The sequence below is a fragment of the Rhodopseudomonas parapalustris genome (genome assembly GCF_053772255.1).
Genome location: NZ_JAMKBZ010000023.1, coordinates 66,190 through 79,162 on the forward strand (window position 1 = coordinate 66,190; position 12,973 = coordinate 79,162).

Annotated in this window: 13 protein-coding genes; 5 read left to right on the plus strand and 8 right to left on the minus strand. The window is 64.4% G+C overall.

What is annotated here, in order from left to right:
• Positions 1 to 31: 31 nt before the first annotated feature.
• A complete protein-coding gene (locus M9H71_RS18645; RefSeq protein ID WP_455406426.1) occupies positions 32 to 676 on the plus strand; it encodes a carbonic anhydrase in 645 nt (214 codons plus the stop codon).
• Between the two features lie 150 nt (positions 677 to 826).
• Here the strand turns inward: M9H71_RS18645 and M9H71_RS18650 are convergent, their stop codons facing one another.
• Both M9H71_RS18650 and M9H71_RS18655 read right to left on the minus strand, forming a co-directional pair.
• On the minus strand, positions 827 to 1,381 hold the full coding sequence (locus M9H71_RS18650; RefSeq protein WP_455406427.1) for a TIGR00645 family protein: 555 nt from the start codon (positions 1,379 to 1,381) through the stop codon (positions 827 to 829).
• Positions 1,382 to 1,541: 160 nt separating this feature from the next.
• Positions 1,542 to 2,576, minus strand: coding sequence for an aspartate-semialdehyde dehydrogenase (locus M9H71_RS18655; protein WP_455406428.1), 1,035 nt, complete (start codon positions 2,574 to 2,576; stop codon positions 1,542 to 1,544).
• 114 nt (positions 2,577 to 2,690) lie between these two features.
• On the opposite strand from M9H71_RS18655, the gene M9H71_RS18660 reads away from it, so the two are divergent.
• Entirely contained in the window at positions 2,691 to 3,500 is an 810-nt protein-coding gene (locus M9H71_RS18660) for a hypothetical protein (RefSeq protein WP_455406429.1), read from the plus strand.
• A 142-nt stretch (positions 3,501 to 3,642) separates the two neighbouring features.
• Complete coding sequence (locus M9H71_RS18665) at positions 3,643 to 4,038, plus strand: hypothetical protein (protein WP_455406439.1); 396 nt, start codon at positions 3,643 to 3,645, stop codon at positions 4,036 to 4,038.
• Between the two features lie 167 nt (positions 4,039 to 4,205).
• Here the strand turns inward: M9H71_RS18665 and leuB are convergent, their stop codons facing one another.
• A complete protein-coding gene (gene leuB, locus M9H71_RS18670; protein WP_230765136.1) occupies positions 4,206 to 5,318 on the minus strand; it encodes a 3-isopropylmalate dehydrogenase in 1,113 nt (370 codons plus the stop codon).
• 226 nt (positions 5,319 to 5,544) lie between these two features.
• Here leuB and M9H71_RS18675 point away from each other — a divergent pair, with 226 nt between their 5' ends.
• Positions 5,545 to 6,732, plus strand: coding sequence for a YbfB/YjiJ family MFS transporter (locus M9H71_RS18675; protein WP_455406430.1), 1,188 nt, complete (start codon positions 5,545 to 5,547; stop codon positions 6,730 to 6,732).
• Between the two features lie 141 nt (positions 6,733 to 6,873).
• Here the strand turns inward: M9H71_RS18675 and M9H71_RS18680 are convergent, their stop codons facing one another.
• From M9H71_RS18680 to M9H71_RS18695, 4 genes are all read right to left on the minus strand, one after another.
• A complete protein-coding gene (locus tag M9H71_RS18680) occupies positions 6,874 to 7,392 on the minus strand; it encodes a superoxide dismutase family protein (protein ID WP_455406431.1) in 519 nt (172 codons plus the stop codon).
• Between the two features lie 192 nt (positions 7,393 to 7,584).
• Positions 7,585 to 8,364, minus strand: a complete 780-nt coding sequence (locus M9H71_RS18685) for a molybdopterin-dependent oxidoreductase (protein ID WP_455406432.1) — start codon at positions 8,362 to 8,364, stop codon at positions 7,585 to 7,587.
• A 114-nt stretch (positions 8,365 to 8,478) separates the two neighbouring features.
• On the minus strand, positions 8,479 to 9,120 hold the full coding sequence (locus tag M9H71_RS18690; protein WP_455406433.1) for a cytochrome b/b6 domain-containing protein: 642 nt from the start codon (positions 9,118 to 9,120) through the stop codon (positions 8,479 to 8,481).
• Positions 9,121 to 9,332: 212 nt separating this feature from the next.
• Positions 9,333 to 9,908 (minus strand): fasciclin domain-containing protein, encoded by a 576-nt coding sequence (locus tag M9H71_RS18695; protein ID WP_455406434.1) that lies wholly within the window; start codon positions 9,906 to 9,908, stop codon positions 9,333 to 9,335.
• 272 nt (positions 9,909 to 10,180) lie between these two features.
• On the opposite strand from M9H71_RS18695, the gene M9H71_RS18700 reads away from it, so the two are divergent.
• Complete coding sequence (locus tag M9H71_RS18700) at positions 10,181 to 11,692, plus strand: malonate--CoA ligase (protein WP_455406435.1); 1,512 nt, start codon at positions 10,181 to 10,183, stop codon at positions 11,690 to 11,692.
• Between the two features lie 513 nt (positions 11,693 to 12,205).
• Here the strand turns inward: M9H71_RS18700 and M9H71_RS18705 are convergent.
• Entirely contained in the window at positions 12,206 to 12,505 is a 300-nt protein-coding gene (locus tag M9H71_RS18705; protein WP_455406436.1) for a DUF3892 domain-containing protein, read from the minus strand.
• Positions 12,506 to 12,973: the final 468 nt, after the last annotated feature.

The window sequence follows — 12,973 nt, forward strand, 5'->3', positions numbered from 1 at the left end:
TAATGTTCCAACCCTTGGAGAGACCGCGCCGATGACCTCTTTTCCGACGTCCCTGATCTCGGGTTACGAAGCGTTCCGAAACCAGCGGCTGCCGACCGAGCAGACCCGCTATCGCGAACTTTCGGAGCGCGGACAGTCGCCGGAAGTGATGGTGATCGGCTGCTGCGACAGCCGTGTCTCGCCCGAGGTGATCTTCGACGCCGGCCCGGGCGAAATCTTCGTGGTCCGCAACGTCGCCAATCTGGTGCCGGTGTACGAGCCCGATGGCGGTGCCCATGGCGTTTCGGCGGCGCTGGAATTCGCCGTTCAGGTGCTGAAGGTGAAGCACATCGTGGTGCTCGGCCACGCCCAATGCGGCGGTATCAAAGCCTTTACCGACAAGACCCCGCCGCTGACCGAGAGCGACTTCATCGGCCGCTGGATGCAGATGTTCACCAAGCCCGGCGAGGTGGTCGAAAAGCGTGACCACGAGAGCGTGCAGGAGTTTCGTACCCGGATCGAAAAGGCCGCGGTGTTCCGCAGCCTCGAGAACCTGATGACGTTCCCTTGCGTCCAGATCCTGGTCGAACGCGGCCGTCTGCAGCTCCACGGTGCTTACTTCGGCGTCGCCGACGGTGACCTGTTCGTGCTCGATCAGGACAGCAAGCAGTTCGTGCCGGCCGTGAAGGTGGTGTGAGACGGACCACGATGGATTGCCGGGCTCGACCCGGAAATCCATCGTTTGGAAGCTCATCAGCTCATCGTTCCCGGCGCTTCGCGCGGGATGAATGCGCGGCTCAATCCCGCGCATGACGTTGTGCAGCGAGCGAGGTCCCGCGGAAGGTGCCTAATGGCCGCCCTTGTCGTCGCCGTGGCCCCAGCGGTCGGACAGCGCCATGATCAGGGTCGAGACCACGAACACCAGATGGATGCCGACCAGCCAGGCCAGCTTGGTCTGGTCGTAGCTGTCGATGTTCATGAACGCCTTCAGCACCTGGATCGCCGAGATCGCCACGATCGAGGCCAGCAGCTTCTGCTTCAGTCCGGCGAAATCGACCTTGGTCATCCACTCCGGCCAGTCCGGATGATCGCCGGGGTCGATCCGCGACACGAAGTTCTCGTAGCCCGAAAACACCACGATCAGGACCAGATTGCCGGTCAGCGACACGTCGATCAGGCTGAGCACGCCGAGGATGATGTCGGATTCCTTGGCGAGCGTTGCGTGCACGATGAATTCGTAAAGCAGCATCACGAATTTGTAGAGCAGTACCGCGAGGCTGATCACCAGGCCGAAATAGAACGGCGCCATCAGCCAACGGCTGTTGAACAGCACGGTCTCGAAGCCGCGCTCGACCCGGCTACCGGGTGTTCTGGATTTCGAAGCGGGAGGTTGTTCGGTCATGGCACGCTTTGCGACAATGAGGCGAAGCGTAGCCTAGCGCGCCGGCGTGCCTTCGTCAGTACCGATCGTCCGCGGGAAAACAAATGGCCGGGGCGAGCCCGGCCATTTGTGATCCTGTATCTGCGGGGCGGCGTTGGTACGCCGCGGCCGCCTTACAAAGTTATGCCGCCTGCTTCTTGGCGGTGATCAGCTTGCGGTTGATCAGCACTTCGGCGATCTGGATCGCATTCAGCGCCGCGCCCTTGCGCAGGTTGTCGGACACGCACCACAGCACCAGACCGTTGTCGACCGTCGGGTCGGTGCGGATGCGGCTGATATAGGTCGCATCCTCGCCGGCGGCTTCATACGGCGTGACGTAGCCGCCCGGCTCGTGCTTATCGATCACGAGGCAGCCCGGCGCCTTGCGCAGGATCTCGCGCGCTTCGTCGGCGCTGATCGGGTTCTCGAACTCGATGTTGACCGATTCCGAATGGCTGACGAACACCGGCACCCGTACGCAGGTCGCGGTCAGTTTGATCTTGGGGTCGAGGATCTTCTTGGTCTCGACCACCATCTTCCACTCTTCCTTGGTAAAGCCGTCTTCCATGAAGACGTCGATCTGCGGGATGAGGTTGAAGGCGATCCGCTTCGGGAACTTCTTATTCACCAGCTCGCTGTTGGTGTAGACGGCCTTGGTCTGCGAGAACAATTCGTCCATCGCGTCCTTACCGGCGCCCGACACCGACTGATAGGTCGACACCACCACGCGCTTGATCTTGGCGTGGTCGTGCAGCGGCTTCAGCGCCACCACGAGCTGCGCGGTCGAGCAGTTCGGATTGGCGATGATGTTCTTCTTGGTGAAGCCGGCGGCGGCCGCGGCGTTCACTTCCGGAACGATCAGCGGCACGTCCGGGTCCATCCGCCACGCGCTGGAGTTGTCGATCACCACCGCGCCCTGCGCACCGATCTTCGGCGACCATTCGGTCGACACACTGCCGCCGGCCGACATCAGGCAGATGTCGACGTCGCTGAAGTCGTAGTGCTCGAGCGCCTTGCATTTCAGGGTTTTGTCGCCGTAGCTCACCTCGACGCCGACCGAGCGGCGCGATGCCAGCGCCACCACCTCGTCGGCCGGGAACTTGCGTTCGTCCAGAATGCCGAGCATCTCACGCCCGACATTGCCGGTCGCACCCACTACCGCGACTTTGTAACCCATCGTTCACTCTCCGAAGGAATTTGCTCCGCTGCGGCAAGCCGCAGCAAGGAGAAGTCAGCGCTTCTATGCGAGAAACGCCGCGGACACAACGTAGTACCCATTCGAGCCCGCGCAATGCGAAGCAACCCGGCCCTCCGCGGCGCCGCCTCCTACTCCCGGATTCACCCCGCTCTGACCAGCTTCGCCGAGGAATGCCGGGACACGGTATTGCGGGTGCTGGCCTATGTCGGCGCGCTGGCGCTGATCGGGCTGATCGTCTTCTACACCGCCAATCCTCTGACCGACGCCGCGCTCACCGCGGCGACCACTGCCGAGGCCGGACCGGGCTGGAGCGCGGCGGACCGCTCGCATCCGGCGTTCGCGGTCAGCCAGCTCGATTGGCCGGGCAAGACCGAGACGACCGAAATTCTGCGCCATCCGGCCGGCGGCCGCAAAGACATCCTGCGCTTCGCCGCACCCGGCGAGCCGGCCGCCGCCGAGATCGAGATCTACCGGATCGGCGGGGAGGCTCCCGGTCCGACGGCGGAAGCCGATCTGGCGAGCCGGATGGACCCGGGCGGCACGGCGGCGATCGAGACCGCCGGGGTGATCGACACCAAATTCGGGCCGGTGCCGCTGTTCAGCCTGGCCGGAGGCGACCGGCCGGCCGGTGCCTGCGTCGGCTTCGTCAAACCGATCGAGGCGGCGGGCTTGCGGATTTCCGGCTTCTCCTGCCGGGGCGAGACCGGTCCGGAGCGCCGGGCGGCCGCGGCTTGCCTGCTCGACCGGCTGGTGCTGCTGAGCGGCGATGCCGCAACGGCCGCGGCGTTCGCCCAGGCGGAGCTGCGCCGCAGTGGCTGCGCACCGAATCAGCTCCCGACCGCCGCAGACCGGGCCGACTGGGTGACCGGGGTGCAGGATCCCGTGCTGCGCGGAAGGCTGTAGTGCGACGATTGTTGTCGGCCGGGTTAACGCGCTGGAGTTCATGCAACATTTCGGCGCGTCGGGGATTGAAGGATTGTCGCTTGGTGTTGCCGGATTGACCTTGTGGCGGGTATGCGGCGACGGCTACAAGGGTGAAACTGGAATGCGCCTGCCGATGGGGACACCGATGCTCGTGAAATTCACTGCCGCCAGACTGTTGCCGGTGCTGCTCGCGGCAGCCGCTGTTGCCGTGATCGGCGCCAGCACTGCCGACGCCGCGCCGAAGAAGCGAGGGTACACCTCCGACCAGATCCGCTACGGCGCCCGTGGCCCGAATCGGGTCTATCAGGCCGGCCCGCGCACTCGGGTGTACGTCACCAAGCGGTCCTGGCTCGACGCCGGCACCGAAGTGCAGCCCGGCGAACGCCACTTCTCCGACTACGCCTTCCCGCCGGGCTACTCGTTCGCCCGCGAGAACGGCCAGCGCCCGACCGATCGTCAGCCGCTCAACCCGGCGTCCGATCTCGGCGGCTATCCGATCGGCTTCCCGCTGTACTGATCCGCCCGCGGCATCTGCCGCTGGCCGGGACAGCTTCAGAAACGACGACGCCCGCCGATCCGGCGGGCGTTTTCATTTTCTGTTCGACGTCCCCGCCGGGACTGGCCCGGCGGTTCTTCATATTTCTTTGAAGACGGCTTCGTGGACCATGTCCGCGAACCAGGTCGTCAGGCGTGCAGCGCCTGCAGCTCGGCGACGATCGCTTCGCCCATCTGCGAGGTCGACACCACGGTCGCGCCTTCGCTCTTGATGTCGGCGGTGCGCAGGCCCTTGGCCAGCACCGCGGCGATTGCTTCGTCGAGCTTGTCGGCGAGCGCGCCCATGTCAAGCGAATAGCGCAGCGCCATACCGAACGAGGCCAGCATCGCCACCGGGTTGGCCATGCCCTTGCCCGCGATATCGGGCGCCGAGCCATGCACCGGCTCGTACATCGACTTGCGCTTGCCGGTCTTGGCGTCGATCTCGCCGAGCGAGGCCGACGGCAACATGCCGAGCGAGCCGGTCAGCATCGCCGCGATGTCGGACAGCATGTCGCCGAACAGATTGTCGGTGACGATGACGTCGAACTGCTTCGGCCATTTGACCAGATTCATGCCGCCGGAATCGGCGAGCTGGTGGTCGAGCTGGACGTCCTTGTATTCGCGGTCGTGCACGGCGGTGATCACTTCGTTCCAGAGCACGCCCGTCTTCATGACGTTGCGCTTCTCCATCGAGGTGACCTTGTTGCGGCGCTTGCGGGCGAGGTCAAACGCGACCCGGCCGATCCGCTCGATCTCGTAGGTGTCGTACACCTGGGTATCCACTGCACGCTTCTGGCCGTTGCCGAGGTCGGTGATGGTCTTGGGCTCGCCGAAATAGACGCCGCCGGTCAGCTCGCGCACGATCATGATGTCGAGACCTTCGACCACATCGGGCTTCAGGCTCGAGGCTTCCGCGAGCGCCGGGTAGCACACCGCCGGGCGGAGATTGGCGAACAGCGCCAGATCCTTGCGCAGCCGCAGCAGGCCGGCCTCGGGCCGCGCGTCGTAGGGCACGCCGTCCCACTTCGGGCCGCCGACCGCGCCGAAGATCACCGCGTCGGAAGCCTGCGCCAGCGCCATGGTGGCGTCGGTGATCGCCACCTTGTCGGCGTCATAGGCGGCGCCGCCGACCAGGCCGTGCTCGGTCTCGAAGCTGGCAATGCCGGCCTTGTTGAGCCAGTCGATCAGCCGGCTGACCTCGGCCATCACTTCGGTGCCGATGCCGTCGCCGGGGAGAAGAAGCAGTTTGTGCGTTGCCATATGAGCCTCGATATCAATGGAGGTCGTCATGCCCGGGCTTGGCCCGGGCATCCATCCGTCTCGCAAGAAGCTGGATTGCCGGGTCGAGCCCGGCAATGACGCCGTGAGGAATTCGCGGGCCGAGTGCTAGATCGCTGGTGCCGGCTTGGCAAGACAGTGTTGCCGCCGCTGCGTGTTGCGGGTGGGGCGCATTCGCTGTCAGAATGACCGCGCCGGAGACCTTTCCTTGACCCTGCTTGATCGCACCGAGGCGGCGCCCGCTCATCCCGCGCGCCTGATCCTGATCCTGTCGCTTGCGCCGACCGTCGGGCTCGGCATCGGCCGGTTTGCCTATTCGCTGCTGCTGCCGGACATGCGCGACAGCCTCGGCTGGTCGTATTCGGCCGCCGGATTCATGAACACCATCAATGCGGCGGGCTATCTGATCGGCGCGCTGGTAACGTCCCGGCTGGTCGCCCGGTTCGGCATGGCGGCGATCGTGCGGATCGGTACGCTGGCCTGCGTCGCTTCGCTGGCGCTGTGCGCGCTGTCGGGCAATTTCGCACTGCTGTCGGCGGCACGGCTGATCGCCGGGATCGGCGCGGCGCTGGCCTTCGTGGCTGGCGGGGCGCTGGCGACCACGATCGCGCAGGCGCAGCCGGCGCGCTCGGCGTTTCTGCTCAGCCTGTTCTACGCCGGCCCCGGCATCGGCATCCTGTCGTCGGGGCTGATCGCGCCGTTTTTGCTGCAGGCGGCCGGCCCCGGCTCGTGGTGGCTCGGCTGGCTGGTGCTGGCGACGCTGTCGGCCGCGATGACGCTGCCGGTGCTGCTGGCGCCGATCGGGGTCGATGCCGGTCTCGGCGGCGGCCGCGCCGCGCCGTTCCGAATCGCCCCGGTGCTGATCTATCTGGCCGGCTACTTCATGTTCGGGGCCGGCTACATCGCCTACATGACCTTCATGATCGCCTATGTGCGCGACGCCGGCGGCGGCGCAGCAGCCCAGAGCGCGTTCTGGTGCCTGATCGGGATCAGCGCTTTCGTCACGCCCTGGGTGTGGCGCCGGGTGATGGCGCTGCATCGCGGCGGGCTGTCGACCACCATCATTCTGGCCGTCAATGCGGTCGGCGCAGTGCTGCCGCTGTTCAGCCTGTCGCCCTTGATGCTGGCGACCTCGGCGTTGGTGTTCGGGGTGTCGTTCTTTGCGGTGGTGGCCTCGACCACGGCCTTCGTGCGCTTCAACTATCCGCAGGCCGCCTGGCCCGGCGCGATCGCCGCGCTGACGATCGCGTTCGGAATCGGCCAGACCGTCGGCCCGCTGGTGGTCGGCGCCATCACCGACGCGATCGGCTCGCTGTCCTCGGCGCTCGCCGTCTCGGCCGCCACGCTGGCGCTCGGCGCGGTGCTGTCAGCGTTCCAGCGGCCGCTGCGCGATTAGCCTAAGGGGAGAGTCATTCCGGGGCGCTCGCATAGCGAGCGAACCCGGAATCCGGAGGTTGGTGGGACTTATGTCCCCGCAGAACTCGTCGGGACTCCGGGTTCACGCGCGTTGCGCGTGCCCCGGAATGACCTGCCCGCGTTACTTCGCTTCCTCGATCACACCGCAGGCGATGCGGCCGCCAGCATTACCAGCGGGGTCGGACTTGTAGTCGTCGGGGCCGGCGTGGATCACCAGCGCAGTACCGCCGTCCTTGAACACCGAGTTCGGCTTGCCCTTGGCGAGCGTCACCGCATCGTTGACGACGTCGATGCTCAGCGCGCCGGAGGCCGGCACGTCGAGGTTCGGCATGTCGCCCGCATGGGCGCCGCCCTCGGCCATCTTGCCGTGCTTCTTGTTCTCCGGATTGAAGTGGCCGCCCGCCGAGGTGAACGGCGGCTCGCATTTGCCGACCGCGTGGATGTGGAAGGCGTGTTCGCCAGGCGGCAATCCCTTCAGCGCCAGCTTGATGGTGACGCCTTTGCTGCCCTGGGTCAGCATCGCGGTGCCGACCTCGGCGCCTTCGGCGTTTTTCAGCGTTGCCTTGGCGCTGTCTGCCGCCATCGCCGCCGTGGTGACGCCGAGCAGCGCGCCGGTGAACAACAAAGCTCGCAGAATCATTAGGACCTCCCGTGACGTGTGTTCTGAATCCGTGAGCGGGACGCTAACATCGCCGCCACAGCGCCCACAACACGCGATTGGCCGCGGATTTGACCGGGAACTTTTTGCGACTGTTGGGACGTGATGAAACTCTCGCGAGCCATTCCGGGTTCGCGCGCTATCGCGCGAGCACGGGAATGACGGGGCGGGTGCTTACAACCCGCTGAACGAATTGTAGCCCTGGTCCTCCCAATAGCCGCCTTTGTAGTCGTTGGTGACTTCCATCGACACGACGTATTTCGGGTTCTTGAAGCCGAGCTTGGTCGGAATCCGGATCTTCATCGGATAGCCGTAGGCGCGCGGCAGCACTTCGCCGCCGAACTTGAAGGTCATCTGGGTCTGCGGATGCAGCGCGGTCGGCATGTCGATCGGCGAGGTGTAGTCGTCGGCACAGCGGAACCAGACGTAGTTTGCCTTGGTGTCGGCGCCGATCAGCTCGAGGAAATCGCGCAGCCGCACGCCGCTCCACTGGCCGATCGCGCTCCAGCCTTCGACGCACACATGCCGGGTGATCTGCGACACTTCCGGCAGCTTCGTCAGCTCCTGCAAGGTCCAGCTCTTCTTGTTCTGGACCAGCCCCGAAACCTCCAGCTTCCATTCGCTGCCGTCGATCGTCGGTGCCTCGTCCAGTGAGTAGTAGGCGTTGAACGGAAACGGCCGGGTGATCTCCGTCTCGCTGAAGGTCGGCGCCAGCGTCGTCGGACTGAAAATCGCCGCCTGCACCGCATCGTTGAATTTCGACACCTTGGCGAGCAGATGCTCGGCACTGTCGCCGTCCACGACGTCGCACCCGGTCAGCAACGTCAGGGCGCCGAGGCTTGCGCCGCCGGCCAGAAACCGCCGCCGCGAGACATCCGGCATCAGTTTGGCGGCATCGCGAACCAGCAGCTTCTTGTCGACGCCCGGGATCAGCAGTCGTTTGATGCGCAGCATATCCTTGTCCTCTTGGCGTCATGACGAGGAGCACAGCGACGAAGCAATCCAGTTCAGTGCGTGTGGGGTGGATTGCTTCGCTGCACTCGCAACGACGGAGAATCTGCTTCGAGTTCAGCGTCCGATGATCATCGCCCGCAGCGCCTTCGGCACCAGGGCGGCCAGCGCGATGTGGATCGCCGAGAACGCGACGATCGCGCTCATCGCGGCAAAATGCACGTAGCGCGCGGTGTCGTAGCCGCCCAGCAGAGCGGTCAGTAAATGGAATTGCACGGGCTTCCAGATCGCGAGGCCGGACGCCACGATCACCACGCCGACCAGCAACACGCCGACATACAGCGCTTTCTGCACCGCGTTGTAGCGGTGGAGGTCGTCGTGCGACAGCCGGAGTCGGACCGCCTGCGACAGGTCGGAGGCGATGGCCGAGAGCAAGATCGGCCACAGCTTGCGGCGAAACCGGCCGGTGGCGAAGCCGAGAATGACGTACAGCACGCCGTTGATCACCAGCACCCACATCGCCGCGAAGTGCCACAACAGCCCGCCGCCGAGCCAGCCGCCGAGCGTCAGACTTCGTGAGAACTGGAAGTCGAACAGCGGGGCGGCGTTGTAGATCTGCCAGCCGGACAGGATCATGGCCAGCATCGCGGCGGCGTTGATCCAGTGCATCACCCGGACCCATATCGGATGCAGAGCCGCGCCGGACTCGGGGGCCGCTGCGGTGGTGGGGGCAGGATCGGTCAGTGCAGTGGTGGACATCGGCCCTATTCCTGAAAGCCAGCGCTTACACCGAATATTACGGGCAATGCACCTGTTTCGTTACTGCCGATTTTCGATCATTGCGCCGTCACAGGCGAGCGGGATCACGAAAGCGCGAGCCGGTTGCCCGGCCCGCGCCCTCGTTCGCGGCAGGTCGCCGCGGTCTCCGCCGCGCCTTGGGGGACATTGAGCGCTGCGAAGGTGAGCCGCGATTACGACGGCATCAGCACGGTATCGATCACATGGATCACGCCGTTCGACTGGTTGACGTTCGGGATCGTCACCGTCGAGCTGCCGCCCTTGGTGTCGATCAGCATCACCTGGTTGCCCATCCGCTTCACCGTCAGGGTTTCGCCTTCCACGGTCTTCAGCTTCTTGCCGTCGGTGAGGTCAGCGGCTTCGAGCTTGCCGGGCACCACATGGTAGGTGAGAATCTTGGTGAGCTGAGCCTTGTTCTCCGGCTTCACGAGCGTGTCGACGGTGCCGGCCGGCAGCTTGTCGAATGCCGTGTTGGTCGGCGCGAACACCGTGAACGGGCCCTTGCCCTCCAGCGTCTTGACCAGGCCGGCAGCCTTGACGGCGGCGACCAGCGTGGTGTGATCCTTGGACTTGACGGCGTTCTCGACGATGTTCTTCGACGGGTACATCGGCGCGCCGCCGACCATCACGGTGTCGCCGGAGCTCTTCATCATCTTGCCGGATTCGGCGGAGGCCGGGACGCTCACGGTAGCGGTGAGCGCGACAGCGCTGAAAGCGGCGGCGGTCAGCAGGGCAATTCGCTTCGACATTGGTTTCTCCCGAAAGTGATTGCAGCCCGCGACCGTCGCGGGCGAGGTTGGTGACCCCGGTGCGAACCCGCAGTGGTTCGTCATCTGGTCGCGGCGAGCTACGGCAGGTTTTCGGCGCCGTTTCAGGGAATCTTTTTTGTCGCAGGGTGAAACTGAACGCGGTCTTGTTCGTTTCGGCGCGCCGGCGCGCGGTTCTGCCGTTGCGCTGGTCGGAGCGTTCTTGGTATCCAACGGCGCTTTCCCGATAACCTGACGCGCTCCGGAACATCGACATGAACGCTAACCTGTTCGCCCGCCTGTTCGACAAGCTCGACGACCCGCACAAGCTCGCGATCGAAACCGTCGCTGGCGACAAGATCAGCTACACCGATCTGGTGGCGCGGGCAGGGCGCGTCGCCAACGTGCTGGTGGCGCGCGGCCTGAAGGTCGGCGACCGTGTTGCGGCGCAAACCGAGAAGTCGGTAGAGGCGTTGGTGCTGTATCTCGCCACGGTGCGTGCGGGCGGCGTGTATCTGCCGCTCAACACCGCCTATACGCTGCACGAGCTCGATTACTTCATCACCGATGCCGAGCCCAGGATCGTGGTGTGCGATCCGTCCAAGCAGGGCGGCATTGCGGCGATCGCCGCCAAGGTCGGCGCGACGGTCGAGACGCTCGATGCCGACGGCAACGGATCGCTGACCGAGGCCGCGGCCCAGGCGAGCGCGGATTTCGCCACCGTTGCGCGCAGCAACGACGACCTCGCCGCGATTCTCTACACCTCGGGCACCACCGGCCGTTCCAAGGGGGCGATGCTCAGCCACGACAACCTCGCGTCGAACTCGCTGACGCTGGTCGACTACTGGCGCTTTACGCCGGACGACGTGCTGATCCACGCGCTGCCGATCTATCATACGCACGGATTGTTCGTGGCCAGCAACGTCACGCTGTTCGCGCGCGGATCGATGATCTTCTTGCCCAAGCTCGACCCGGACCGGATCATCGACCTGATGGCGCGTGCCACCGTGCTGATGGGGGTGCCGACGTTCTACACGCGGCTGCTGCAGAGCCCGCGGCTAACCAAGGAATCGACCAGCCATATGCGGCTGTTCATCTCAGGTTCGGCGCCGCTGCTCGCCGACACGCACCGCGAATGGCAGGCGCGCACCGGCCACGCCGTGCTCGAGCGCTACGGCATGACCGAGACCAATATGAACACTTCGAACCCGTATGACGGCGACCGCGTCCCCGGCGCGGTGGGCCCGGCGCTGCCGGGTGTCTCGGCGCGGGTCACCGATCCGGAAACCGGCAAGGAGCTGGCGCGCGGCGAGATCGGCATGATCGAGGTGAAGGGCCCGAACGTGTTCAAGGGCTATTGGCGGATGCCGGAAAAGACCAAGTCGGAATTCCGCGACGACGGCTTCTTCATCACCGGCGACCTCGGCAAGATCGACGAGCGCGGCTACGTCCACATCCTCGGCCGCGGCAAGGATCTGGTGATCACCGGCGGCTTCAACGTCTATCCGAAGGAAATCGAGAGCGAGATCGACGCCATGCCGGGCGTGGTCGAATCCGCCGTGATCGGCGTGCCGCATGCCGATTTCGGCGAAGGCGTCACCGCCGTCGTGGTGCGCGACAAAGGCGCCACGATCGACGAAGCACAGGTGCTGAAGGGCCTCGACGGCCAGCTCGCGAAGTTCAAGATGCCGAAGAAGGTACTGTTCGTCGACGACCTGCCGCGCAACACCATGGGCAAGGTCCAGAAGAACGTTCTGCGCGACACCTACAAGGATATTTATAAGTAACAACTCGCGCCTTCACCGTCCTTACACACACCGTCATTCCGGGGCGCGCGCAGCGCGAACCCGGAATCTCGACGTTGTTGCGCACCCGTTCGTTTCCATCGCATCGAGATTCCGGGTTCGCTCGCTGACGCGAGCGTCCCGGAATGACGGGGGATGGGGCAGCGAACTAACTGCCAACTATGATGGCGTGAGGCACGGCGTCAAATCTCCCCTCCCCCTTGTGGGGAGGGGTCGGGGGTGGGGGGGCCACGAGCCGCAGTGCTCGCGGCACCCCACCCCGGCCTCCGCTTCGCCCTAGCCGATGCCGCGCATCGGCGCAATTTTAAGTCACGGTGACCGAAGGGCACCTATGCGACCCTCCCCGCAAAGGGGGAGAAAACGCCAGTCGCCGATATAACGAGCGTCTGTAAGTTGGACGCGAGGTTTCGAGATGCGTAGCTTAGGAGATTCCGAGGTGGAGAAGGGGCCGCCCCAAACGATAGAGGCGGCCCCGTTAGTTTCAGTTATGTCCGATCACGGGCATTCGGGAAGGGAGAGCAGGTTGTTGGGCTGCTCTCCGTCAGCTTCAGTTTTCAGATACTTGTTGCCGAAGCGGCTCACGGCAACGGTAACCCAAACAGCATCTCCGTTGGGAGGCTTGACCCAGAAACGCCATTCGCGCGCGTCAATAAGACGGATGGCATCCTCTTGAGTGATGCGCCACGGCGCATCTTCATATCCGCCTACATGAGTGATGCGTTCGTGGGGGTTGAACCGATCAGATTTGCGGATGCATTTGATCTGACAGGTTTTAATCGCAGTCGCAGTGTTCATTATCCATCTCCGTTAACAACGTGGGGACGGGCTTGACCACTGGCAATAACTCCGATTCTATCGGCGTGCTGACTACTGCTCAGTGTCCCGCCTTGCCCGTCTCCTGGGTGATTGGCGGGCCGAAACTTCGGAGCCGTCGAACCGTGCAAGGGTTTGGCGGCTTCTTAGTTTCGGTTGCAGCGAAGGTATGGGAACCTCGTCTGACCCGTCAAGCAATAGTGCGGGTTGCTGAATCAAATACTAAATGTGGTGGATTAGGGTGGAAAAAGCGGGCCGCGGAACTTCGCTTCTGACGCTAACCCGCTGATCTATTAGGAGGATTTCTCGGAGCGGAGAGCGCCGACCAAACGCTTCGATGCTGATATTTGAATACTATAAGTAATCCTCCACCGAGCTACCCCCGCTATTCACAGCGCATGTGTGGTCGCTAACGCTGCCGGACTACTGAGTTAGTCGTCCGTGAAGTTT